This window comes from Exiguobacterium sp. s138 (genome assembly GCF_018618775.1).
Classification (GTDB): domain Bacteria; phylum Bacillota; class Bacilli; order Exiguobacteriales; family Exiguobacteriaceae; genus Exiguobacterium_A; species Exiguobacterium_A artemiae.
The window spans coordinates 220,324-245,825 of the sequence record NZ_JACSMW010000004.1; the positions used below are offsets into that span (position 1 = coordinate 220,324).

25 protein-coding genes are annotated in these 25,502 nt (G+C 48.3%); 2 read left to right on the forward strand and 23 right to left on the reverse strand.

All coding sequences use genetic code 11. The features are described 5' to 3' along the window. Positions 1 to 43 precede the first annotated feature (43 nt). From KNP91_RS11220 to KNP91_RS11290, 15 genes are all read right to left on the reverse strand, one after another. Positions 44 to 835, reverse strand: a complete 792-nt coding sequence (locus tag KNP91_RS11220) for an MBL fold metallo-hydrolase (RefSeq protein WP_026827048.1) — start codon at positions 833 to 835, stop codon at positions 44 to 46. Between the two features lie 10 nt (positions 836 to 845). After that, on the reverse strand, positions 846 to 1,682 hold the full coding sequence (locus tag KNP91_RS11225; RefSeq protein ID WP_214850137.1) for a two-component system regulatory protein YycI: 837 nt from the start codon (positions 1,680 to 1,682) through the stop codon (positions 846 to 848). Between the two features lie 6 nt (positions 1,683 to 1,688). Beyond that, positions 1,689 to 3,005 carry a YycH family regulatory protein gene (locus tag KNP91_RS11230; protein ID WP_214766770.1) on the reverse strand — a complete coding sequence of 439 codons (1,317 nt, stop codon included), beginning with the start codon at positions 3,003 to 3,005 and terminating at the stop codon, positions 1,689 to 1,691. Further along, on the reverse strand, positions 3,002 to 4,852 hold the full coding sequence (walK, locus tag KNP91_RS11235; protein WP_114596768.1) for a cell wall metabolism sensor histidine kinase WalK: 1,851 nt from the start codon (positions 4,850 to 4,852) through the stop codon (positions 3,002 to 3,004). Before walK ends, KNP91_RS11230 begins: the two co-directional genes overlap by 4 nt. A gap of 2 nt (positions 4,853 to 4,854) precedes the next feature. Next, positions 4,855 to 5,565, reverse strand: a complete 711-nt coding sequence (yycF, locus tag KNP91_RS11240; protein ID WP_012371891.1) for a response regulator YycF — start codon at positions 5,563 to 5,565, stop codon at positions 4,855 to 4,857. Between the two features lie 247 nt (positions 5,566 to 5,812). Beyond that, a complete protein-coding gene (locus tag KNP91_RS11245; protein WP_012371892.1) occupies positions 5,813 to 7,105 on the reverse strand; it encodes an adenylosuccinate synthase in 1,293 nt (430 codons plus the stop codon). Positions 7,106 to 7,323: 218 nt separating this feature from the next. Then, the gene (gene dnaB / locus KNP91_RS11250; protein WP_012371893.1) at positions 7,324 to 8,676 is read right to left on the reverse strand and encodes a replicative DNA helicase; all 1,353 of its coding nucleotides are present in this window, start codon (positions 8,674 to 8,676) and stop codon (positions 7,324 to 7,326) included. 19 nt (positions 8,677 to 8,695) lie between these two features. Further along, the gene (gene rplI, locus KNP91_RS11255; RefSeq protein WP_012371894.1) at positions 8,696 to 9,139 is read right to left on the reverse strand and encodes a 50S ribosomal protein L9; all 444 of its coding nucleotides are present in this window, start codon (positions 9,137 to 9,139) and stop codon (positions 8,696 to 8,698) included. Next, complete coding sequence (locus KNP91_RS11260; protein WP_012371895.1) at positions 9,136 to 11,121, reverse strand: DHH family phosphoesterase; 1,986 nt, start codon at positions 11,119 to 11,121, stop codon at positions 9,136 to 9,138. The genes rplI and KNP91_RS11260 overlap by 4 nt, the downstream gene beginning before the upstream one ends. A gap of 137 nt (positions 11,122 to 11,258) precedes the next feature. Next, the gene (rpsR, locus tag KNP91_RS11265; RefSeq protein WP_012371896.1) at positions 11,259 to 11,489 is read right to left on the reverse strand and encodes a 30S ribosomal protein S18; all 231 of its coding nucleotides are present in this window, start codon (positions 11,487 to 11,489) and stop codon (positions 11,259 to 11,261) included. 47 nt (positions 11,490 to 11,536) lie between these two features. Continuing rightward, positions 11,537 to 12,064, reverse strand: coding sequence for a single-stranded DNA-binding protein (locus KNP91_RS11270; RefSeq protein ID WP_012371897.1), 528 nt, complete (start codon positions 12,062 to 12,064; stop codon positions 11,537 to 11,539). A 23-nt stretch (positions 12,065 to 12,087) separates the two neighbouring features. After that, entirely contained in the window at positions 12,088 to 12,375 is a 288-nt protein-coding gene (gene rpsF, locus KNP91_RS11275) for a 30S ribosomal protein S6 (RefSeq protein ID WP_012371898.1), read from the reverse strand. A gap of 123 nt (positions 12,376 to 12,498) precedes the next feature. Beyond that, positions 12,499 to 13,599, reverse strand: coding sequence for a redox-regulated ATPase YchF (ychF, locus tag KNP91_RS11280; protein ID WP_012371899.1), 1,101 nt, complete (start codon positions 13,597 to 13,599; stop codon positions 12,499 to 12,501). A 250-nt stretch (positions 13,600 to 13,849) separates the two neighbouring features. Then, entirely contained in the window at positions 13,850 to 14,038 is a 189-nt protein-coding gene (locus tag KNP91_RS11285) for a DUF951 domain-containing protein (protein ID WP_214850139.1), read from the reverse strand. After that, entirely contained in the window at positions 14,010 to 14,939 is a 930-nt protein-coding gene (locus KNP91_RS11290; protein WP_214850141.1) for a mechanosensitive ion channel family protein, read from the reverse strand. Before KNP91_RS11290 ends, KNP91_RS11285 begins: the two co-directional genes overlap by 29 nt. A 184-nt stretch (positions 14,940 to 15,123) precedes the next feature. On the opposite strand from KNP91_RS11290, the gene yyaC reads away from it, so the two are divergent. Then, positions 15,124 to 15,741, forward strand: a complete 618-nt coding sequence (gene yyaC, locus KNP91_RS11295; RefSeq protein ID WP_041262072.1) for a spore protease YyaC — start codon at positions 15,124 to 15,126, stop codon at positions 15,739 to 15,741. Between the two features lie 84 nt (positions 15,742 to 15,825). Here the strand turns inward: yyaC and KNP91_RS11300 are convergent, their stop codons facing one another. The 8 genes from KNP91_RS11300 to rpmH form a co-directional block, all read right to left on the reverse strand. Then, positions 15,826 to 16,590: a ParB/RepB/Spo0J family partition protein gene (locus tag KNP91_RS11300; protein ID WP_214766762.1), complete on the reverse strand. Its 765-nt coding sequence runs from the start codon at positions 16,588 to 16,590 to the stop codon at positions 15,826 to 15,828. Between the two features lie 41 nt (positions 16,591 to 16,631). Further along, positions 16,632 to 17,489 carry a nucleoid occlusion protein gene (gene noc, locus KNP91_RS11305; RefSeq protein ID WP_251139532.1) on the reverse strand — a complete coding sequence of 286 codons (858 nt, stop codon included), beginning with the start codon at positions 17,487 to 17,489 and terminating at the stop codon, positions 16,632 to 16,634. A 27-nt stretch (positions 17,490 to 17,516) separates the two neighbouring features. Next, positions 17,517 to 18,233, reverse strand: a complete 717-nt coding sequence (gene rsmG / locus KNP91_RS11310) for a 16S rRNA (guanine(527)-N(7))-methyltransferase RsmG (RefSeq protein WP_012371905.1) — start codon at positions 18,231 to 18,233, stop codon at positions 17,517 to 17,519. Between the two features lie 5 nt (positions 18,234 to 18,238). Further along, positions 18,239 to 20,125 carry a tRNA uridine-5-carboxymethylaminomethyl(34) synthesis enzyme MnmG gene (mnmG, locus tag KNP91_RS11315; RefSeq protein ID WP_214766758.1) on the reverse strand — a complete coding sequence of 629 codons (1,887 nt, stop codon included), beginning with the start codon at positions 20,123 to 20,125 and terminating at the stop codon, positions 18,239 to 18,241. 42 nt (positions 20,126 to 20,167) lie between these two features. Beyond that, entirely contained in the window at positions 20,168 to 21,550 is a 1,383-nt protein-coding gene (mnmE, locus tag KNP91_RS11320; protein ID WP_285801104.1) for a tRNA uridine-5-carboxymethylaminomethyl(34) synthesis GTPase MnmE, read from the reverse strand. A gap of 160 nt (positions 21,551 to 21,710) precedes the next feature. Continuing rightward, positions 21,711 to 22,565 (reverse strand): membrane protein insertase YidC, encoded by an 855-nt coding sequence (gene yidC, locus KNP91_RS11325; RefSeq protein WP_012371908.1) that lies wholly within the window; start codon positions 22,563 to 22,565, stop codon positions 21,711 to 21,713. Positions 22,566 to 22,667: 102 nt separating this feature from the next. After that, positions 22,668 to 23,018, reverse strand: coding sequence for a ribonuclease P protein component (rnpA, locus tag KNP91_RS11330; RefSeq protein ID WP_012371909.1), 351 nt, complete (start codon positions 23,016 to 23,018; stop codon positions 22,668 to 22,670). Between the two features lie 167 nt (positions 23,019 to 23,185). Continuing rightward, positions 23,186 to 23,320: a 50S ribosomal protein L34 gene (rpmH, locus tag KNP91_RS11335; protein ID WP_012371910.1), complete on the reverse strand. Its 135-nt coding sequence runs from the start codon at positions 23,318 to 23,320 to the stop codon at positions 23,186 to 23,188. Between the two features lie 747 nt (positions 23,321 to 24,067). On the opposite strand from rpmH, the gene dnaA reads away from it, so the two are divergent. Beyond that, the gene (gene dnaA / locus KNP91_RS11340; RefSeq protein ID WP_012368915.1) at positions 24,068 to 25,462 is read left to right on the forward strand and encodes a chromosomal replication initiator protein DnaA; all 1,395 of its coding nucleotides are present in this window, start codon (positions 24,068 to 24,070) and stop codon (positions 25,460 to 25,462) included. Positions 25,463 to 25,502: the final 40 nt, after the last annotated feature.

Consider the following 25,502-nt stretch of genomic DNA (forward strand, 5'->3'; position numbering starts at 1 on the left):
CAAATGTGGGGGTCTTTTGAGCATATTCAGTAATTTCCCATAATCAAAGCTTCAAAAGCGGTGTCGGAATGACCGGATCCGTGTCGAGCAACTGGATTTTGCTGAGGTCGACATCGCGGCTTGCGAGCGTCTGTGAGACACTCATCCGGGCCAGTTCCTTCATGTTGTTGTCCTTACTCAAGTGGGCCATGTGGATCCGTTTCGTCCGGTCGTCGAGCACTTCGCTCATCGCGATGGCGGCATCTTCGTTTGAAACGTGTCCGTAATCGCCGAGAATCCGACGTTTGACGCTCCACGGGTAATGCCCCATCTGGAGCATCCCGATATCGTGATTCGCTTCAAAAATATAGGCATCGGCGCCACGGATGACACCTTTCATCCGGTCCGACACGTAGCCCGTATCCGTGATGTGGGCGAGCCGTTTTCCGTCGTGGGCAAACTGGAAGAACATCGGGTCGGCTGCGTCATGACTGACGTTAAACGATTCGACTTCGATATCTCCGAACTGTTTGACCTCGCCGACTTCCCAGAGGAACTTCAGTGCGGGATCAATCTTGCCGATCTTCGCTTCCATCGCTGCCCACGTTTTTTCGTTCGCATAAAGCGGGATGTTGTACTTCCGGGCCATGATGCCGACACCTTTAATATGATCGGAATGTTCATGGGTGACGAACAAGCCGTCGATTTTTTCCGGTGACCGGTGAATCTGGTCGAACAGCGCAAGCATCGCTTTCCCGGTCAATCCGGCGTCAACGAGCAGGCGGGTCTGTTCACTTTCGATGTAGAGGGCATTCCCCGTCGAGCCACTGGCAAGGACGCTGTAGTGTAGGCTCATCGTGCATTCCTCATTTCTCTGAAACGGTATCAAGCCGTTCGATGGTCTGGACTCCGCCGTCGATTGCATTGACGAAATACAGTTCTTCTCCGTTCAGTTCAATCTGCCACGTCGGCGGTAAGATCTGCACCGATTTTGTCCCTTCCGTCACGAGACAGAAGTACCCGAGTTTTTGGCTCGTCATTCGTTTCGAAGCGGGGAAGAGACCCTGCTCCGACAGTTGGATGACGGATTCACTCGCCGATAATAACGTGACATCCTGCGCCTGACGGACGACTTTGTTTAAGTGACGTTGTTTGTAGCTGACGATTTCCTTCTGCTCGTTCAACTGGAGCACCAGCAGGGACGGGCCGATCATCGCGTCATCTTCGCGCGACTGTTGCGGCGTCGAGTACAGCGGTTGCTCCTTGTACGTCTGAACAAACGTCATCTCGTTGTGTTTGCTGTCATATTTCCAAAACGTATAGTCTGTCCCGTACGCAGCCGACGACTGGACAAACGATGTCGCGGAATCGCGCATCGCTTTCGCTTCGAGCGGGAACGGTTTCGTCAGACGAACCGACCACTCGATTTGATTTTTGACAGACGTGACGGCATCTTGAATCGGTGAACCTGATTTCGGCGTCAATGAACTCGTATCGACTTCCGCCGTCAAATAACCGATGTCTTTCGAGACGGTCTGCAGTTTCTTTTCATCAATTTTTCGTTCTTTCAAAACAGTTTTCCCGTCCGCGTTCGTCGTGACGATTCGGGGATCGATCATTCGGTCCATCAACTGAACGGCAAGATAGGCGTTCAGGATCAGGAACGTCAAAATCAGTAACGTTTTTGCTTTACTCCAATCCATGAATCCTTACCCCTCTTTTCCGATAGCTTGATCGACCGTCGTCCATTTTCCGTTGTGTTTGACGAACCAGGCCGGCTTAAACAAGGCATAACGACTCGTTTCAATTTCGTATGTCATCTCATACCCCATCCGGATGCCGGAAATCTCATCTAACAGATCAGCGGATTGAAGCTGTTTTTTTATCTGATCGATCGACGGCAAGGTCGTTTCCCGAAGCAACAACTTCCGATCCGCCCGAATCATGCTGCGGCTGAGCGAACGGATTTGATTTTCTTCGAACGTGACTTTGATGGTCGCGAGATCGAAGTCCGGTTGTTCGAGCAACGGTCCTGTTTCACCGAAAATCGGATACCGGTTCAAATACAATCGGAACATCGCCGCCTGTTCTTCATCTGCTTTCGACATCTGATCAAAGTAATACCGGAAGCCGCTGCGTTGCGTCACAGGATCGAGCCATCCGCCATGGATGTTGATATAACTGACAATCGTACTGTAATCAATGGAAGAGGTCTGGGTGTTCGGCGACAACGTATTGAAACGGAACGCATTATAATCCCGGTCATAGGTCGAGACACTGACACCGTCCGTCAGAACGTCCAGATCATCCCGGCTTTTGATTTGCTGCACGTTCGAGTTTTCCGTAAAGAACGCACTCTCGATCCGGCTGAGCGGCTTCGGATCCTGCGAAACATCATCGTAGACGAATACTTCTTCCAGTTTCGTCGCACCGCTCGGGACATACGTGTAGTCACCGCCCTTGAGCTCGACTTTCGTCATCGGTTTTTTCTTGTCATAAGCGAATAACCGTTTTAAGACCGTTTCATCACCGATTAACTTAAAGTCTTTAAATCGTCCGGTCGTCGACTCCAGCCGAAGAATCGGTCCTTCATAATCAAGCAGATAGAGCCGTTTGATCGGTTCCGACATCGCAATTTGTTTTTCCCCGAGTAATTCCTCGAGCATCTTCGAACTGATCGGCGTCGGGAAAATCATCTCGACGCTCCGCTTACTGACCGGAATGTTGGATGCCTTATCGGTCAAAACCAGGACACCGACATCAAACGAGGCGCCGATCCGGTTCAGAATCGTCCGACCGATGATTTGGGTCTGATAGGCACTTTCACCGTCCGAGTAGACGACAAGTTCCGGATTGATCAGCTGATTTCCTTCGACCGTCTTCGAGGCATCGATTTCATTGAACGACACCTGTTCCTGCTCAATCGACTCACTGCTCGGATGATACGTCCATAACATCGCCGTCTGGACAATCGAAGCGCTGACCAGAAGAATCAACGCGATGGATTTCAGTCGCTGTTTCGTCATCCGATATCCACCTCTTCGATCACCTCATACGGAAGCGTAAAGTAAATCGTCGTGCCGCGTCCCCATTCGCTTTCTGCCCAAATGTCACCACCGTGTGCCGAAACGACGTCTTTGGCAATCGAGAGACCGAGTCCGGTTCCGCCAATCTTCCGGGCCCGTGCTTTATCGACGCGGTAGAAGCGTTCAAAGATTTTCTGCAGGTTCGCTTTTGGAATCCCGACTCCTTCGTCTTTGATGCTGATGACGATCCGTTTCGCCCGTAACATCGTCCGGACGGTGATCGTACCGCCTTCCGGTGAATACTTGATCGCGTTCGTTAAGATATTATCCGCGACCTGAATCAACTTATCCTGGTCCCCGCGGATGTAGACTTTCCGTTTCATGATCTTGCGGCGGAACTGAATCCGTTCCGGTTTCGTCATATCGTGGCGATCGAGAATATCATTTAAGAATTGAATGTAATCAAAACGAACTTTGTTCATCTTGTATTCCTTGCTGTCCATTTTCGACAGTTGCAACAGATCGGTGACGAGGCGGATCATCCGCTCCGTTTCGTTTTGTGTCGTTTCAAGGAAACGAGGTGCCAGTTCTTCGTCCTGGTATGCGCCTTCCGCCAGGGCTTCCAGATAACTCCGCATCGTCGTCAGCGGTGTCCGGAGTTCGTGGCTGACGTTCGCGACGAATTCGCGTCGGTCCTGCTCGACCTGTTCCTGCTCCGTGACGTCATGCAGGACGATGATCATCCCGGTAATCGGACCACTGTGCTTTTTGACCGGCGAGAAGAAGGCCCGGACAAGGAACAGTTCATCCTCACTGCTGAAATCGAGCAGACGGGGCGGCATCGTTCCGTCTTCCGGAATCATGAAATCGTCTCCAAGTGCGAGGAGATCCTTTAAGTTCGTCCCGACGATACCAGATTCATCGACACCGACGATATCCTTCGCCTGGTCGTTCATCAGGATAACCCGTAATGTCCGGTCTGTCGCAATCACGCCATCCGTCATATTTTCGAGGACGCTCGTCAATTTCCGCCTCTCGGCTTCCGTCGTCGCGTTCGCTTCGAGCAATTCATCCGTCAGTTCGTTGAAGGAACGCGCCAACTGACCGATTTCATCGTCGGAATATACTTTAACCTTCCGCGAGAAGTTCCCGCGCCGCATCTCGATCGCTTGACGCCGCATGTCCGAAATCGGACGGGTGATTGTCCGCGATAACAGGACACCGAGAATCGAGGTGATGACAAGTGCAATCACTGTCCCCGTTGCCAAGATCCGTGTGACTTGCTGCATTTGAGAATAGATCGACTCCATCGACGCCCGGACATAAATCATGCCGGTCGTCGCCCCGGTCCGTTCAGAGGTGACGGGGACGGCAAAGATGCGGATCTTGTCTTCCGTCGTCGGATCAAGGACGGTATCGACACGAGACGAACTCGTGGCCTGTGCTTTTTTTATCAGTGAATTTGTTGCCCGTTGTCCGACCGCTGACTGATTGTCTTCGTCGGATGTCGCTTGAATGATCGAGTCCTGATCAATGATTTGTACTTCGAGAATATCGTTCCTTGACGTCGAGCCACTACTAAACTCAGACAGCAGCTGTCCAAGAGATTCAGACAACTGCCGTTTGGAGGCCTCATCATCGCCTGTCTTATCGAATTCCTTCCCGACATTGTACGCGACAAGTCCGGCCCGGTCTTCAACAGATTTTGAGAAGTTCGTAATGTACTGTTTTTCAAGAGAACGAACGAAGTAAACCCCAATGACTTGCATCGCGACTAAAATCAACAACGCATAAATGACGACAAGCTTCCACTGGATCGATTTAAAGAAGTTCGTTCCTTTTAACATCGTTATTCATTCTCCCCGTCTTGGAGATAGTAGCCGACACCGCGGCGGGTCATGATATAGATTGGTGTACTCGGGTTGTCTTCGACTTTTTCACGCAGACGGCGCACTGTGACGTCGACGGTCCGTACATCACCGAAGTAGTCGTATCCCCAGACTGTTTGAAGCAAGTGTTCCCGGGTCATGACTTGCCCGATATTTTTTGCCAAGTAATGCAACAGTTCAAACTCACGTTGCGTCAGCTCGATTTTTTGATCTTGTCGTGTAACGGTATGAGAATTCGTATCGATATACAGTTCTCCTACTTTGAGCGGACCCGGTCCTGCATTGGCAGGTGCCGCTTCGACGGTATTGACGTTCCGCAAATGCGCCTTCACGCGTGCTAATAATTCGCGTGAGCTGAACGGCTTCGTGACGTAATCATTGGCACCAAGCTCAAGGCCGAGGACCGTATCGATTTCGGAATCCTTTGCTGTCAGCATGATGATCGGAACTTTTGAAGTTTTCCGGACTTCCCGGCAAACTTCCATGCCATCCATCAAGGGCAACATGATATCCAGCAAAATCAAATCGGGATTGAACTCTTCGACTTTCTCGAGTGCTTCCACTCCATCATTTGCTACGGCGACACTATAACCTTCTTTTTCTAATTTAAATTTTAATATATCGGCAATCGGTTGCTCGTCATCGACGACGAGGATTTTACGTTCCGTCACTGGGTGTTCCCCCTTAATAATTTCTATTCAATCTATTTTACCTGTTTTTCAGGCATATAGAAAGGTGGCGACGGAAACTCCCGACGCCACTCTGTTGACTTCATCATACGTTCACGTCATGCGTTCCACGTGAAACATTATCTTCATTATACGCCCGTTCCATCGATCTTGTGAATGATTTCGCTTAATCAGAGATGAAAAAAGCAACTCCAGATTCAAAAAATCCGGAGTTGCCGTCTTTAAAACATTAAGCTTCTTCGTATAAATCACGGAGAACGACCGTTTGTTCACGACCCGGTCCGACCGAGAACGTGACAAGCGAGATCCCAGTCAAATCCGCAATCCGTTTGACATAGTTCTGTGCATTGATCGGCAGATCTTCAAACTTACGGATATGCGTGATGTCTTCTTTCCAACCCGGTAGCTCTTCATAGACCGGGACACATGCTTCGAGATCACGGAAGCTTGCCGGATACTCATCAATCTGTTTGCCGTTGAATTCGTACGACGTACAGATTTTAAGTGTTTCGATTCCTGTCAGGACATCGATCGAGTTGAGTGAAAGATCCGTCAAACCGCTTGTGCGGCGTGAGTGACGCACGACAACCGAGTCAAACCAGCCGACACGGCGCGGACGGCCTGTCGTCGTACCGTATTCACGGCCGACTTCACGAATCTGATGACCGATTTCGTCAAACAGTTCTGTCGGGAAAGGACCATCACCGACACGTGACGTGTACGCTTTGCAGACACCGACGACGTGATCGATCCGGGCTGGACCGACGCCGACACCTGAAGCGACACCACCGGCTGATGCGTTCGATGACGTGACGAACGGGTACGTTCCGTGGTCGAGGTCGAGTAAGACACCTTGTGCGCCTTCGAAGAGGACTTTTTCCCCTTTATCGAGGCTGTCGTTGACGACGACCGATGTATCGCAGACATACTTCGCGAACTCTTGACCGTACGCGTAGTATTCTTCGAAGATATCGTCGAACGCAATCGCTTCCGCATCATACATCTTCGTGAACATCCGGTTTTTCTGTTCGAGGACAATTTTTAATTTTTCAGCGAATGTTTCTTTGTCGAGTAAATCAGCCATCCGGATTCCGATCCGTGCTGCTTTATCCATGTAGCACGGTCCGATTCCTTTGAGCGTCGTTCCGACTTTCGCATCGCCTTTTGCTTCTTCTTCAAGCTGATCCTGCAACTGATGGTACGGCAAGATGACATGCGCACGATTCGAAATCAGTAAGTTATCCGTTGAAACACCACGATCGTGCAGATACTTCAGTTCCTTGACGAGCGATTTCGGGTTAACGACGAGTCCGTTCCCGATGACACATTTCTTGTCCGAGTAAAAAATTCCAGATGGAATCAGGTGTAACTTATACGTCTCATTATTAAATACGATTGTATGTCCGGCATTGTCTCCACCTTGATAACGAGCAACGACATCGGCTTTTTTCGAAAGAAAATCGGTAATCTTTCCTTTTCCTTCGTCGCCCCATTGTGTTCCGACTACTACTACTGATGACATATTCTCATCCACCTCCACGTACGATTCAAAACCACGACTAAGTGTAACGCGGAAAAAAAAAGAAGTCAACCAAATACCGAACAATTAAATGTTACATTTCTTTTTCGTTCGTTTAAAAGACGTTTTTAATTCATTTTTTTCCTTTCTCTTCAAGATATTCAAACATAATGATTGAAAAAACGCCTCTGTCCCGGAAGACAGAAGCGTTTTGAACCTGTTTAGGCGGGCGGGGCATACGAATTATTCGGTTCGAGGTCAACGAACTTGTTGAACTCTTTCCGGAAGGCGAGTTTGACGGTACCGGTCGGACCATTCCGCTGTTTCGCGATAATGATCTCAATCGTGTTCGCATCTTCCGTTTCTTTGTTGTAATAATCATCGCGGTATAAGAAAGCGACGATATCGGCATCCTGCTCGATTGCTCCGGATTCCCGGATATCGGACATCATCGGCCGTTTATCCTGCCGGCTCTCAACTCCCCGTGACAGCTGCGATAACGCAATGACGGGGACTTCAAGTTCACGGGCGAGCGACTTCAAGGACCGGGAAATCTCAGAGACTTCCTGTTGCCGGTTATCGCTTGAACGGCCGTTTCCTTGAATCAGCTGCAGGTAATCAATCATGATCATTCCGAGACCATGTTCCTGCTTCAGACGGCGGCATTTCGCCCGGATGTCGTTGACACGGATACCCGGTGTATCGTCGATGTAGATGCCGGCTTGTGACAGACTGCTCATCGCAAGCGATAACTTACCCCAGTCCTCGTCTTCAAGTTGTCCGGTCCGGAGACGCTGGGCATCGACATTGCCTTCTGCACAGAGCATCCGCATGACGAGCTGCTCCGCACCCATCTCAAGGCTGAAGATGGCGACATTCTCATCAGCACGGGTCGCGACGTTTTGCGAGATATTCAAGGCAAACGCCGTCTTCCCGACAGACGGACGGGCGGCCACGATGATTAAATCATTGCGCTGGAATCCGGCCGTCACTTTGTCGAGATCACGGAAGCCGGTTGGAATTCCGGTCGTCTCGCCGCTCTGTTTGTGCAATTTATCAATCGTCGCATAGGCACTCGTCAGGACATCCGAAATCGGAATGAAACTGGCACTGCCTTTTCCTTGTGATACTTCGAGAATCTTCCGTTCCGCTTCATTCAGCAGGACGTCGACCTCATTTTGCCGTTCATAACCATCCGTGACGATTTCATTGGCGGTCCGGATCAATCGGCGCAAGGTCGACTTTTGATCGACGACATTGACGTAATAATTGATGTTTGCGGCAGTCGGAACTCCTTCCGCCAGTTCACCGAGATACGGCAAACCGCCGACTTCCTCGAGGATGCCAAGCGTACTCAGTTCCGCCGTAACGGTTACGAGATCGATGGCTTCTCCGCGATCCGACAACACAAGCATCGTTTCGAAAATCCGTTGATGGGCCGCACGATAAAAATCTTGTGGCAATAATCGTTCGGACGCACTGATCAGTCGATCCGCATCGATCATGATCGCCCCAAGGACGGCTTGTTCCGCCTCAATGCTCTGGGGGGGCGTATTTTGCATTACATCACTCATCACCGGTCCCCTTTTCTACTCACGCTTCTTTAACCTGGACATTTAACGTTGCTGTGACTTCATTGTGCAGTTTCAGTGGTACTTTCGTGACGCCGAGTGTCTTGATCGGGTGCTCGAGTTCGATTTTACGTTTATCGATCTTGTACCCCATCTGTTTCAACTCATCTGCAATCTGTTTGCTTGTGACAGAACCGAAGACACGACCGCCTTCACCTGTTTTTGTTGAAACGATGATCGTTTCTTTTTCAATCTTTTCTTTTAATGCTTGCGCATCTTGTAATGCTTGTTTCGCTTCTTCTGCCGCTTTACGCTCATGTGCTTCATGCTGCTTGAGGTTTCCCGTTGTAGCCGGACGTGCCAATTTCTTTTTGAACAATACGTTGTTTGCGTATGCGTCAGCGACGTCCTTGACGTCTCCTGTTTTACCTTGGCCTTTTACATCTTGTAAGAAAATAACTTTCATTCTGTTTCCTCTCCTTTTGTCTCATCTTCTAAATAGTGGTCAATCGCTTTTCTTAATTCGGTTGCGACGGTCAGGACCGATTCGGTCATCTGTGTCGCTGCATTCGTTAAATGACCGCCGCCGCCAAGTGTCTCCATAATCAATTGAACGTTCACTTCACCGAGTGAACGGGCACTGATCGCCGTCCTGCCGTCCTGTAATTCCGCAATGACGAACGCGGCACGGATGCCTTGGAGCGATAACAGCTGATCTGCCGTTTGGGCAATCAGGACCTGATCATGAATGACACCGGGCTCGGCCGTCGCAATCGCCATCCCGGCAGCGTAGACTTCTGTCCGCTCGAGGATATGCGACTGCTCGACGTACGTCTCGAGGTCCTGACTGAGGAACTCTTGGACGAGGACCGTATCGGCGCCCTGCGAACGTAAATACGATGCCGCATCGAACGTCCGGGAACCGGTCCGTAACGTAAAGCCTTTCGTATCGACGATGATTCCGGCAAGTAATGCCGTCGCTTCAAGCATCGCCAATTTCTGATTCGTCGGCTGATATTCAATCAGTTCCGTCACCAATTCTGACGTCGATGATGCATACGGTTCAAGATACACGAGAACCGGTTCTTCAATGAAGTCTTCGCCCCGCCGGTGATGGTCGATGACGACCAGGCGTTCAAAACGCTCCAGCAATGCCGGGACGACGACGAGCGACGGTTTATGAGTGTCGACGATAATCAGAAGTGCCTGATCATCAATCAACTGATCGGCCTGGAATGCATTGATGAAACGGGTCTCGAGTTTTGGTTCCTGGCTGATTTCATTCATCATCCGCCGGATCCCTTGTCCGATATCGGCTTCCGGTAGAACGATATGAGCTTCTTTATCGTTCATCTCGGCTAATTTTAAAATTCCAATCGAGGAGCCGAGGGAATCCATATCCGGATTCCGGTGTCCCATGATAAGGACACGGCTTGATTCCTGCATTAAATCACGCAAGGAATTGGCAATGACACGGGCCCGGACACGGGTCCGTTTTTCGGTCGGATTGGTTTTTCCGCCGTAAAAACGAACTTTCCCGTCCCGTTTGATGACGACCTGATCGCCCCCGCGGCCTAAGGCCAGATCGAGACTCGATTGAGCCATCAAACCAAGTGCCGGAATCGGATCACTGCCGCATCCGATTCCGATCGAGAGCGTCAACTGGACACCGCGTTGGCTCGTTTCTTCCCGGACGGTATCGAGAATCGTAAATTTCGACCGTTCCAAAATCCGTAAGTTCTCTTCCGTCGTCACAATGAAGTAACGGTCGGAAGCAGTCCGTTTGATATACGTGCCGTGATCCGCGGCCCAGTGATTCAACAATTGGGTGACGCGGCTGTTCAATTCGCTGCGAAGCTGATCTTCAATCCCTTGTGTCATCTCGTCATAGTTATCGAGATAGATGACGCCGATCACCGTTTGATTATCGACCAGTTGCTGCTCGACCTGGGCTTCTTCTGTCATGTCGAACAAGTAGAAGGTCCGGTTTTCGCTGTTTGAAAAGACACGGTAAACCGATTCGCCGATTTCAAGTGTCGCTTGATCTTCATCGACACCGATCATTTCCACGAACAAAGGATCAAGATCCGTCAAAACGTGTCCCATGGCCAGATCTCCGAAAATTTCACGCATCGGATCATTGAACCAGGTGACACGTGCTTCTTCATCATAAAGTAAAATTCCAATCGGCATGTTCGTCAAAGCATCTTGACCGGTGTCTTCGACTTGAATCGATATACCGGCGACGTAGCTTTCCCAAGACTTCCGACCACGTCGTTCCTCCAGCAGATGAAGGACAAACAGTGCCGTCGTCAAGACGGCTCCAACCGCTGCGATGATTGGGTGATCGACGGCAATGACAAAAAGTAGAGCCACGATTAACAGATACGGAACGAAGCGAAAAAAGCGCTGTTCTCGCTCAGGTGATACTTGCTGACCTAACCCCATCGCGTCCTCCTTGTATACTAAATATACTCGTATGAAAAATTCGGTAACTTGTATATTATAACCGAAAAGGCGGACCGGTTGAAAGCGAAGCGAAAAAAAGCGCCTTTCCTTCGAAAAGGAAAAGCGCTGGACCGTAATCAGTCAGCTACGTATGGAATTAAAGCCATTTGACGTGAACGTTTGATTGCGATTGTAAGTGGACGTTGGTATTTCGCTGAAGTACCAGTCACACGACGTGGAAGAATCTTACCGCGTTCCGAAATGAAACGTTTGAGAAGTTCTACGTCTTTATAATCGATATGAGTGATGTGGTTCGACGTGAAGTAACATACTTTACGACGACGTTTTCCACCTGGACGACGTGCCATGTGATTAACCTCCTTTTTAGAGTAAATTTTTCAGTCCGACGTTTCCATTAGAATGGAAGATCGTCGTCTGAAAGATCGATCGAACTGCCGCCGCTGAACGGATCAGCGCCGAAGCCCGAATTCGATGAAGATGAAGCGGGTGCTGGCGAGGAAGAGTTGTTCTGCTGTTGCTGTGAACCCCATCCTGCAGCATTTCCGTTTCCACCTGTATTTGAATTCGAAGAGTAGCTATCACTATCGGAAGAACGGCTTGCATTGCGTGATTCAAGGAATCGAACACTATCCGCGACGACTTCTGCACGATAACGACGTTGACCATCTTTATCGTCATAGCTACTAATCTGAAGGCGACCCTCAACTCCTGCAAGGCTCCCTTTTTTCAAATACTGAGCAACGTTCTCTGCTTGCTTGCGCCATACGACGCAATCGATGAAGTCAGCTTCTCGCTTCCCATCTTGTCCTGTAAACGGACGGTCACAAGCGAGTGTGAATCGCGTTACCGCAATCCCGCTCTGCGTATAACGCATTTCAGGGTCACGAGTTAACCGACCGACTAAAACGACGCGGTTAATCATCAGAATCACTCTCCTGTTTCAGCTTATTTCTCGTCTTTTGTGATCATTAAGCGAACGATATCGTCACTGATCTTCATGAGACGGTCAAGTTCTTTAGTAGCTGCTGGTTCAGCAGTCACGTTAAGAAGAACGTAGAAACCTTCACGCATATCATTGATTTCGTAAGCAAAACGACGTTTACCCATTTCAGTTGTTTTTTCAACTGTACCACCGTTGTCAGTGAGGACTTTGTTGAAACGCTCAACTAGAGCTTTTCGTGCTTCCTCATCAACTTCCGGACGGATGATGTAAAGTACTTCGTATTTACGCATATCTGTCACCTCCTCTTGGACTGGCGGCTCGATTCATCGAGCAAGGAGCAATAATTCATTACTCACATTTGTTAATACTATCAAAGTATTTTGGTTTATGCAATAACCATTCGTTCGCTTCGCTTAAACGTTGAAGCGGAATGTGACGACATCGCCGTCTTGGAAGACATATTCTTTTCCTTCAGAACGGTAGCGCCCTTGTTCTTTAACAGTTGCCATGTTTCCGGCTGCTGCCAAATCCTCGTAAGCGACAACTTCCGCCCGGATGAATCCGCGTTCGAAGTCCGAATGAATGACACCGGCACATTGCGGCGCTTTCATACCTTTTTTGAACGTCCAGGCACGGACTTCTTTTTCGCCTGCTGTGAAGTACGTCGCAAGACCAAGCGTGTTGTATGCTGCGTGGATCAACTGATCAAGACCCGATTCTTCGATTCCGAGGTCAACGAGGAACTCTTGGCGTTCTTCCGGCTCGAGTTCAGCAATCTCTTCTTCAATCCGGGCACAGATAATGATGACTTCCGCGCCTTCTTTTGCTGCGAATTCACGAACGAGACGGACGTTTTCGTTACTGTCTGCGTCTGCGACTTCATCTTCGCCGACGTTTGCGACATACAGCATCGGTTTCATCGTCAACAATTGGAAATGCTTGACGATTGCTGCCTGATCTTCCGTTAACTCGGCAAGACGTGCCGGCTTTTCGTCTTCCAGTAATGCCAAAACGATTTCAAGTGCTTCGAGTTCACCCGCTGCATTTTTATCGCGTGACTTGACTTGTTTTTGAACACGTTGGATTCGTTTTTCAACCAATTCGAGATCCGCAAGAATCAATTCAAGGTTGATTGTTTCGATATCATCGATTGGTGAGACTTTTCCTGAAACGTGTGTGATGTTCTCATCGATGAAACAACGGACGACCTGACAAATCGCATCCACTTCACGGATGTTGGCCAAGAATTTATTTCCGAGCCCTTCTCCTTTTGAAGCTCCTTTGACGATTCCGGCGATATCCGTGAATTCGAATGCCGTCGGGATTGTTTTCTTCGGATTGACGAGTTCCGTCAATTTACGAAGACGCGCATCCGGCACCTCGACGACACCGACGTTTGGGTCGATCGTTGCGAACGGATAGTTCGCCGCCTCGACACCTGCTTGTGTAATTGCGTTAAAAAGTGTTGATTTTCCTACGTTTGGTAAGCCAACGATTCCGGCTGTTAATCCCACTTGGAATTCCTCCTTTTCGGTATTTCCTAGGAAATCCGTGCTAGCGGCCGCAGTGGGTAGAATGATTACACCACGTCAGCACATCTTTCACAATTATAGATAGTTCAATTTTTTTAAGCAAGGAGATGCGTCTTCTTTTTTTACAGACAAGATTGTTTCACGCAGGTTTGGCCGTAATTCAACGCAATCGTTTTATTTTTAGTAAAAAATCCCCGGCAACCGGTAACGGTCGCCAGGGATTTGTCTATATTCACTCAGGTAAAACTTTTTTCAAACGCTTATCGAAGTCACGACGCGGCATCAAGATACTGGCGCCACATCCTTGACATTTAATCCGGATATCCATCCCGACACGGATAATTTGCCAACGGTTCGTTCCGCAAGGATGTTGTTTTTTCATTTCGACATAATCATGAAGATTGTACGTTTTTGACACCATCGGCTTGACCACCATTCCCTTGTTCTGTATTCATCATGACCATCCGTGGATACGGAATCTTAATTCCTTCCAGTTCGAGTCCTTGCTTGAGTTCTTTCCGGATCAATCGTCCGGCCTGGAAATGTTGCATCGGCGGCACTTCCGCCATCAGACGATAGACGACTTCCGAAGGTCCAAGTGTCTGAACGCCAAGCATTTGAATCGGCTCGATAAACATATCTGTATATTTTTCAGTCGTCGCATTCGCGATTTGATGCAAGACCTGTTCGACCCGTTCCAAATCTTCTTCGTACGAAACTTGCACATCGACCAACGCAAAACTGTTGTCGACGGAGAAGTTCGTCACCTGCAGGATTTGTCCGTTCGGAATGATATGGATTTCTCCATTCAATCCTTTTAACTTCGTCGTCCGGATTCCGAGTTCCGTGACGACACCCTCAATCAAACCAACACGGACGAAGTCACCGACTTTGAACTGACGCTCAAAGATGATGAAGGCCCCGGTAATGATATCCTGAACCAGGTTCTTTGCCCCAAACGAGATGGCAAGACCAGCGATACCGGCACTGGCGACCAATCCCGTGATGTTGATCCCGAACTGACTGAGGACCGTCAGAAGCATGACGATACCAAGAACGTAACGGATCGCATTTTGAAGTAATTTCAGCAACGTTTCATTTTGGCGTTGCGCCAGGGAATCGTGTTCATTAATCTTTCGAATCGTAAATAGTCGTGAAACCGCGCCTGTTAAAATACGCATCAGTATATAAAAACCGGCGATGATAATCAGGGCGATTAATAGCTTGAGCCCAAAGCGGATCCACATGTCTGCGTCCATGACTTGTGCAAAAATCCGATCCACTTGAGCGACTGAATCCTGTACGTCTTTATTGGTAGCCATTCTCTCCATCCTTTCGACTTCTCTCTATTACGACAGTATACGTGATTTTAAATGACTTTCAACCAAAGAACCAATTTCGACGTTAGATTTTCACAAAAACCGGGAAAGGAAAATCATTACAGAATGCCTTCACTCTCACCACGACACCAGGATGCTGACACCAGGAGAAGAAAGGATGATCCAGATGAATTTCCGTTTTCATTCTCACGAAAAAAAGCCCTATTCTTTCTTTTTAGAATATACGGAACCATTCGCCAAGGAACGGCTGGCTGAACAGTTGCATGAACAAGTCAGTGCCATGAAAGAAAATCGTCCTGTCGTTCTTGTCTGTATCGGTTCCGACCGGTCGACCGGCGACTCACTTGGACCGCTTGTCGGGACCTTTTTAGAAAAAAACCGTCCTTCGAACATGCATGTCTACGGGACATTAGCCAAACCAGTTCATGCCTTGAATCTAGCGGAAACGATTCATTCGATTCAAACGACACATTACCGTCCGCTTGTCATCGCCATTGACGCCTGTCTCGGCCGTCTGTCCAGTGTCGGTCATGTCTTCTTCTCCGAAGGTCCGCTTGCTCCTGGTGCCGGTGTCCAAAAAGAATTACCGGCTGTCGGTGACTTTAATATTAAAGCGGTCGTGAACGTCAGCGGCTTCATGGAAATGATGATTCTTCAAAATACACGGCTCCACCTCGTTTATGAGTTGGCGGAACTCGTCGCCGACAGTTTTGCCTTGCTCGATACGAAGCTTGCGGCTGAAACGACACGTACGACCATCTCCTTCACACCACGCTCGATTTAAGGGCAACTTTTTTCCTTTCTTTTATCCTGCACCTGTCAAAAAAGGATCCATTCCAAGTCTGACACTGGAATGGATCCTTTGCTGTTACTCTTCTTCCGGTAAAAGCAGTTCGAGAATCCGATTCAGATCGGCCTCGTCCGTAAAATCAATTTCGAGTTTCCCGGCTTGTTTTGTGGTTTTGATCCGGACAGTCGCTCCGATTCGTTCCCGTAACGTTTCTTCGATGAAATCCAGCTCCGTCGACTGTTTGACGGCTGGACGGACTTGTTTTTTTTCACGTAACTCTTGTTCGAGACGACGGACATTCCAATTTTCACGCATAACACGTTCCGCCATCCGTTCGATTTTCAATGGATTTTTTAACGCCAACAAGGCCCGGGCATGACCCATCGATAACCGTTCTTCCATGACGGCTTGTTGGACCTCAACCGGTAACTGTAATAAACGGAGACTGTTCGTAATATGGGAACGGCTTTTTCCGACACGGTTCGCAAGCTCTGCCTGTGTGATGTTAAATTCCTCTAACATCTCGGCATAGGCCATGGCTTCTTCAATTGCACTCAAATCCGCACGCTGAATGTTTTCAATCAGTGCCAGTTCCATGACACGGGTTTCGTTCGCTTCAATAATCAAGACCGGAACACGACTGAATCCCGCTTGTTTTGCTGCCTGATAACGACGCTCCCCAGCAATGATTTCGTAAAATCCCTCGCGCGGGCGGACGACAATCGGTTGAATCATTCCGTGCCGCGTCAAGGAATTGGCCAGTTCAGTCAGTGCCTTCTCGTGGAACTGTTTGCGTGGCTGCCCCGGGTTCGGCCGGATGGCTCCAATCGGTATTTCATTCATACGTATCTCTCCTAAACGTAGCGGAAGGCACGACCGCTAGTTTACGGACGTGCCTTCACGATGCGGATCCGCACCTCGACATATTCTTCACAATCAACTTCTTCTTTTTCGACCGTCAAACCGGTCCGTTCAATCATATCGACAGAATCACGGATCGTATTTAAAGCGATCCGTGTATCCCGGGCAAAACTTTTGTGACGCTTTTTCGGAACTTTTGGGGTCAATAACCGTTCGACACGTTGTTCCGTCTCTTTGACATTCCATTCGCGTTCGATGATTTCAACCAAAACCTGAAGCTGTAAATCAGCTGCTTTTAACGGCAGGAGAGCCCGGGCATGGCGTTCCGTGATTTTCCGTTGTTTCAGGGCTTCCCGGACCGTTTCCGGTAACCGCAGCAAACGAAGCTTGTTCGCAATCGTTGACTGGCTCCGTCCGAGTCTGCGTGCCAGCACTTCCTGTGTGATTTCCTGCATCGCAAGCAACCGCGCGTACGCTTCCGCTTCTTCGATTGGTGTCAGTTCTTCACGTTGTAGATTTTCGATGAGTGCGAGGGCAGCCGTCGTCTCGTCTGTCATCTTTTTAATGATAGCGGGAATTGTCTCCCATCCGAGCGATTGAACTGCCCGAAAACGGCGTTCGCCGGCGATGATTTCATATCCTTCGCCTTGTTTTCGGACGACAATCGGTTGCAGTAAACCATGTTCTTCAATCGTGGTCGCTAGTTCGGTAATCCGTTCCCCGTCAAAGACGGTCCGCGGCTGGAACCGGTTGGCGACCAGTTCCGTTAACTTCAACTCACGGACAGTATCTTGTGGATCTAGCTCTAGGGAAACGGGTTGTCCTCCCTTACCGAGCAGTTTGGCAATTGCATTCTTCACGTTGGTGTACCTCGCCTTCATCAGTCATCGTTTCACGTGAAACGGTGTTTAACCCAGTGGATCTTTTGCCGGTGTCCCCGCTTTACGCGGATATTTCCCGGGTGTTAATCGTTTTTTATCGACAATTACGATATTACGCTCACTTTCTTCACCTGGCAATTGGAATTGGAAACTTTCCCGCAAATTTCCACCTAACACCTTCAAGGCTGTCGCACCTTCTTCGAGTTCTTCACCGAGCTTCGCTGCTTTTAACGCGACGAATTGGCCGCCGACTCGGGCAAGCGGTAAACAGTATTCCGCAAGAACGGACATCCGGGCAACGGCACGCGCCGTCACGACATCAAAATGTTCCCGGAACTGTTTATTTTTCCCGAATTCTTCGGCACGTCCGTGGTGGAAAGCGACACCTTCGAGTCCAAGCTCTGTTGCGAGCATGTTCAGGAACCCGATTCGTTTGTTGAGTGAGTCAATAATCGTCACTTTCAGATGCGGGAACATGATTTTGATCGGCAGACTCGGGAAACCGGCGCCGGCACCGACATCACAAACAGTTTCGACTTTTGTAAAATCAAAATAGAATGCTGCCGTGATTGAATCATAAAAGTGTTTCAGGTAAACACCTTCCTCATCCGTGATGGCCGTCAAGTTCATTTTTTCGTTCCATTCGACAAGCAGTTCATAATACTTCCGGAACTGTTGCAATTGATGGTCCGATACTTCTAATCCTTGCTCCGCTAATGCGGTTACGAATTGCTGTTGGTTCATTCTCTTCACTCCGCAGTCAATGCGTATTGGCCTTGCTCGATATAAACAAGCAAAATCGAGATATCAGATGGATTGACCCCTGAAATCCGTGATGCTTGTCCGATCGAAAGCGGACGCACTTGGTTTAGTTTTTGTTTGGCTTCAATTGCGAGACCACTGATGACATCGTAATCGAGACGTTCCGGAATCCGTTTTTTCTCCATTCGCATCATCCGTTCGACTTGATCAAGCTGTTTGTCGATGTAACCGGCATATTTGACCTGGATTTCGACCTGCTCCGCTGCTTCCGCAGACAAAGCGACCGGCGGCGGTGTCATGTCGGCAATCATCGCATAGGTGATTTCCGGACGTTTCAGTAACGTGATGGCATGTAGTGCCTCTTTCAACGGCGAAACACCGATTTCCGTCAAGCGCTCGTTGACTTCACTCGTTGCTTTAATGACGACTTTTTCGAGTCGTTTCATTTCCCGTTGGATGTCTTCTTTTTTCTCAGCCAGTTTCGCATGGCGTGTCTCGTTGATCAATCCGAGATCGTATCCGATATCCGATAAACGCAAATCGGCATTGTCATGACGCAACAATAACCGGTATTCGGCACGTGACGTCAACAAACGGTACGGTTCGTTTGTTCCTTTTGTGACGAGATCATCGATCATGACACCGATATACCCTTGTGAACGGGACAGAATGAGCGGATCTCGTTCCTGGACTTTCAGGGCCGCGTTGATTCCGGCCATTATGCCTTGTCCGGCTGCTTCTTCGTAGCCGCTTGTACCGTTGATTTGTCCGGCTGTAAACAGTCCGGCGATCCGTTTTGTTTCCAATGTCGGCCAGAGCTGTGTCGGAACGACGGCATCGTATTCAATCGCATAACCGGGACGCATCATTTCTGATTTTTCAAGTCCTGGAATCGACCGTAAAATATCGTGTTGAACGTCTTCCGGCAGACTTGTTGACAGTCCTTGGACGTAGACTTCTTCCGTGTCGCGGCCTTCCGGCTCAAGGAAAATCTGGTGACGCGGTTTATCACTGAAGCGGACGACCTTATCTTCGATCGACGGGCAATAACGGGGACCCGTTCCTTTAATCATTCCGGAGAACATCGGGGAGCGATGGAGATTCGCGTCGATCAATTGGTGCGTATATTCAGTCGTATACGTCAACCAGCACGGAATCTGTTCCGTAATCATCTGTGTTGTTTCATGACTGAACGGCAATGCGACAGCATCACCCGGTTGAATTTCCGTTTTTGAATAATCAATCGTTTTCCCGTCGATCCGGGGTGGTGTACCGGTTTTGAAACGGGCGAGCTCGAAACCGAGTTCTTCCAGGTGTTTAGACAAGTTGACTGACGGCATCTGGTTATTCGGACCGCTCTCATACGACAATTCACCGATGATGATTTTCCCGCGCATGAAAGTTCCGGTCGTGATGATGACCGCTTTTGCCCGGTACTCGGCTCCTGTATTCGTGACGACGCCGACACACGTATCGTCTTCGATGATTAACCGCTCGACGAGTGCTTGACGTAACAACAGATTCGGTTCATCTTCAAGTGCTTTTTTCATCCGGTTTTGGTATTCGAATTTATCCGCCTGTGCCCGAAGTGCACGAACTGCCGGACCTTTTGATGTGTTGAGCATTTTCATTTGAATGTACGTCGCGTCAATCGCCCGTGCCATTTCTCCGCCGAGGGCATCGATTTCGCGGACGACGATTCCTTTTGCCGGTCCGCCGATGGACGGATTACAATACATGAATCCGACCATGTCCGGATTCATCGTCAACATGACGGTTTTTGAACCCATACGGGCGGCTGCAAGAGATGCTTCAATCCCTGCATGACCGGCTCCGATGACGATAACATCGAATTCGCCTGCTTGATAAGCCATAACTGTGGTTCCTCCTTTTAAAAATCAACAACCTGACAACGTTTATTTCCCTAAACAAAATTGTGAGAATAATTTATCGAGTAAACTGTCCTGCGCTGTGTCCCCGTTGATTTCACCGAGTGTATCCCACGCCCGGCGTAAATCGATTTGGACCATATCGATCGGCATTGACGCTTCCGCCGCTCCGAGTGCATCTTCAATCATTTGACTTGCCTGTTTGATCAATTGAATATGACGGGCATTCGAGACGTATGTCATGTCCTGTCCTTCAACCCCTTGTTCAAAGAAGAGGGATGCAATCGCAGCTTCAAGATCCGTGACGCCCGCTTCTTCGAGCAGGGAGGTTGTCACGACGGGACGTCCGTCCGCAAGCTCATTGACACGCGTCAGATCGATTGCTTGTGTTAAGTCACTTTTATTGACGATGATGATTGCATTCATGCCCCGGATCGCTTCAAATAACAGGACGTCTTCTTCCGTCAATGCATCATTTCCGTTTAAGACGAGTAAAATCAAATCGGCGGAGTTTAAGGCTTGCCGCGATTTCTCAACACCCATCCGTTCAACGATATCTTCCGTCTCCCGGATGCCGGCCGTATCAATCAATTTCAGCGGCACACCGCGGACATTGACGTATTCTTCGATCGTATCCCGCGTCGTCCCGGCGATATCCGTGACGATTGCTTTTGCTTCTTGCACCAATGTGTTGAGCAAAGACGATTTTCCGACGTTCGGACGTCCGATAATGGCAGTCGACAAGCCTTCCCGGAGGATTTTCCCTTGTCGTGCCGTCGCCAGAAGTTCCGTTAGAATCCGGCGGACTTCGCCTGCATCTTTCTGAACGATTTGTTGCGTCATCTCTTCTGCATCGTATTCCGGATAGTCGATGTTGACTTCAATCGAAGCAATCGTCTGCAACAATTGTTCCCGTAAATCCTGGACCAGTTTCGACAACCGTCCTTCGATTTGACCGACGGCAACCGTCATCGCCCGGTCTGTTTTCGCACGAATCAAATCCATGACGGCTTCTGCCTGGGACAAGTCAATCCGCCCGTTCAAAAAGGCCCGTTTCGTAAATTCACCCGGTTCTGCGAGACGAACGTCCGGCTGTTCGAGAATCAGTTCGAGCACGCGATTGACGGCAACGATTCCGCCGTGACAATTCAGTTCGACGACATCTTCCCGCGTAAACGTTTTTGGTGCCCGCATGACACTGACCATGACTTCATCGACGACTTGTTCTGTCGTCTGTTCAACCAACTTGCCGTAATGAATCGTATGTGTCGGGACGTCAGTCAACCGGTTGGCGCCGCGGTAGACGCGATCGGCCGTTTCGACTGCTTTTGGACCGGATAAACGGACAATTGCGATTGCGCCTTCACCCATCGGCGTCGAAATGGCGGCTATCGTATCAAATTCCATCATCAGTTGTTCACACCTCGTTTTCTGCAATCTTTTCTTACAATCTTTTCTATAGTGAATGTTCAGGAATATATAAATGGGTATAACGTGACAACTATACACGAAATAGCGCAAAAGAAAAAGAGCGACACTCTGTAAAACGGAGTATCGCTCTCACTTATTGTTAACGCTTCTTTTTCGGTTTTTTCGGAGCAGGAGTTGCGTTTGCTGCTTCTTGTTCACGTTTTGAAGCAATCGTTGCTTCCGTCTGCGCTTTGATTTTCTCACGCATTGGCTTCATGATGGCAATCGTCACGATGATCGAGAAGATGTAACCGACGACCCAGTACAGTGACAGGGCAGATGGTAACGTCACACCCATGACGAAGATCATGATCGGGAAGACGTATAACATGATTTTCATCTGTGGATTGTCATCTTGTCCCGCCATCGAGAGTTTCTGCTGCAGATACGTAAAGATAGCAGACAGGATCGGTAAGATGAAGTACGGATCCGGTTTTCCAAGATCGAACCAGAGGAACGTATGTTGGAAAATCGCCGGTGTATAAATGATTGCGTTATAGAAGGCAATCAAAATCGGCATTTGAATCAAGATCGGTAAACAGCCGGCAAGCGGATTGACATTGTGCTCTTGGTACAGCTTCATCATTTCCTGTTGCAGTTTTTGCTGTGTTTCCTGATCCTTCGAACTGTATTTTTCACGTAACTTGACCATTTCCGGTTGAATGACCTGCATTCCACCCATGCTCTTCGTCTGTTTGATCATCAACGGCAGGATGACGAGACGAACAAGCAACGTCGTAACGATGATTCCGATTCCGTAATCTCCATTAAAGAAATGCGAGATCTCACGAATGAGCCAAGCCATCGGCCAAACAAAATAATGTTTCCAGAAACCTTCTGTGTCACCAGTAATCGGTTCACCTGTTCCATATGTTCCAGGTGTACAACCGGATAGAACGACCGCGAGTACGGACATCAATCCGAGAGTCAGCCAAATCTTAGTTCTTTTGTTCATAATTCCTCCTAGTAATGTTTACACGTGGTCGGTCCTCGAAGTTCTATCTATATATAGAAGCAGGCGAGTGGCCGCTACAAATCAACAGGATATACTACACGTTTATTTTACCTGTCGCTTCCAGACACCGGATCGTTTAAAGACATGGCGTAAACTGTCAGCAACTTCTTGAGCAGTCATCTTCGCAGCCGGATTGCGTGCGATGATCACAAAATCATAATTCGGGGCAAGCGAGGCTTCATGAAGCTGACACGCTTCACGGACATAACGTTTGACTTGGTTGCGAACCACGGCATTCCCGATTTTCTTACTCACCGATAAACCAATCCGAAAGTGAGTTTGCTGCTCTTTCTTTAGTGCATATACGACAAATTGTCGATTTGCGACAGAGGCTCCTCGAGTAAACACCGCTTGGAACTCTTTGTCTTTCTTGACGCGGTATTCCTTCTTCACCTTGATCACACTCCATCCTGTCATCACGAAATTCGTCGTCTTTCATCATATCATAGAATAAACCTGCTCTGCGAGAGTGGTCTTGTGACAAAAGCACGAACATCCTTCAAAACTACAAAAAAAAGATCACCTCAGGCAGCGCCAGAAGTGATCTCCTCATTGCTCGATTATACAGTCAAGGCTTTGCGGCCTTTAAGACGGCGAGCAGCCAAGATCCGGCGGCCACTCTTCGTTGCCATGCGCGCACGGAATCCGTGAACTTTTTTGCGCTTACGGTTGTTTGGGTTGAAAGTTGGTTTCATTAGTCTGCACCTCCTTTAAAAATTACTCTATAAAAATCATCGTTTTCTACTTTAAGGCAGTCTTGTACATTATATAAAGCAAAAGTGACCTTGTCAATGAAAGTTCATAAGAATTATCACAAGCATTTTCAGTAACACATAACGGAATTCGTGAAAATAGGATTCCCCAGTCGGTTTCATATCATACGATACGATTGATCGATCGGATGGAATGGAAAACGAATCAAACAATCCCTTTTTCAAACTATCCACAGACTTATCCACACTATCCACACTTTCCGTGGATAACTCATCACTTTGTCTACAATAGTATTTTTTAAAATTAACGTCAAGGTTTGTTTTTATAATTTTTGACGCTGCTTTTTTTCATTTTGTGCATAACTATTTTTGAACGCTTCCTCTTTCGCAAAGTTATACACATCTTATCCACAGTTTATCCACACTGTCCACAGCCTGTGGGTAACTGCCTGTGCATATGTGGATTTACTTGTGGATAAATCGTTCTAACCATTGCCAGACCTCATTTCATTTGATACACTAATTGTGCATAACAATAACGCAAGACAAATTGATTCTTCAAGTTATACACAACCTGTGGATAACTTTATACACAGAATTCAACCCCTGTGGATAACGTTATCCACAGTTTTTATGTTCTGGGGATAAGTCGTGTTCCTTCATTAACTTTGTCCTGTGCATAAACCTGTGTATAGTTTTTTATATCATGATAGAAAAAGGGGGGTATTTATGAAAAACGCTGCCGAACTTTGGCACAATGTATTATCTGTAATCGAGGAAGAACAACGTACCCCAAAAGCGAGTTACGACATGTGGCTGAAGTCGACTGAGGGTGTCACGCTCAACGGCACGACCTTGATCGTCTCGGCGCCCGCAGCATTTACTGTCACGTGGTTGGAACGTCAGTACTTATCTCTATTAGAAGATACCGTCGAAGAAGTCACGGGAAGCCGGCTGGATATTCAGTTCATTGAGGAAGGTCAAGCAAAACATATGCTCGATCGTCAAAATGAGGAAGTAGAAGTGATGGAAGTTGCTCCTGCGAAAACAAAAGCGCAAAAGACGCCTAAATCGTCCGATGAGCTGGTGATGAGCGAACTCGGACAGTTAAACGAAAAGTATACATTCGATACGTTTGTCATCGGATCGGGGAATCGTTTTGCTCATGCCGCTTCTTTAGCAGTAGCAGAAGCACCCGCCAAAGCCTACAATCCGCTTTTCATCTACGGCGGCGTCGGCCTGGGGAAAACACACTTGATGCATGCGATTGGGCAGTATGTCCAGGATCAAAAGCTTGGAACGAAAATCGCGTATGTTTCCTCTGAACAGTTCACGAATGACTTCATCAATTCGATTCGGGATAACAAAACGGTTCAGTTCCGGAATAAATACCGCAACATCGATGTTCTATTAATAGATGATATTCAATTCCTTGCCGGAAAAGAACAAACGCAGGAAGAGTTTTTCCACACGTTTAATGCCCTGCATAACGATCAAAAACAAATCATTATCTCCAGTGACCGTCCACCAAAAGAAATTCCGACGCTTGAAGATCGCTTGCGTTCTCGTTTCGAGTGGGGCTTGATTACAGACATCACGCCACCGGATCTCGAAACCCGGATTGCGATTCTTCGGAAAAAAGCGAATGCCGAACAACTGGACGTTTCCAATGAAGTCATGCTTTATATTGCAAGCCAGATTGATACGAACATCCGGGAACTTGAAGGCGCGTTAACCCGCGTCATTGCTTACGCTAACCTGGTTGGACGGACGATTGATCCGAATGTCGCTGCTGAAGCCCTGCATAACATCATGCCTGCAAGTGAACCGCGGAAAGTCACGATTCGGGATATCCAGGAATCGGTCAGTAAACACTTTAATCTGCCGTTTGACGATTTAAAAGCTAAAAAACGGACGAAATCAATTGCTTTTCCCCGTCAGATTGCCATGTACCTGTCGCGGGAGATGACAGAAAGCTCGTTACCGAAGATTGGTGAGGAGTTTGGGGGACGTGATCACACGACCGTCATTCATGCACATGAAAAAATCAGTACGCTCGTCAAATCGGATGGAGAAACGGGAAAAGTCATCGAACAAATCAAGCATGAATTGAAACATTCGTAAAACCTGTGGATAAGCTGTGGATAAAACAGCCTAGTTATCC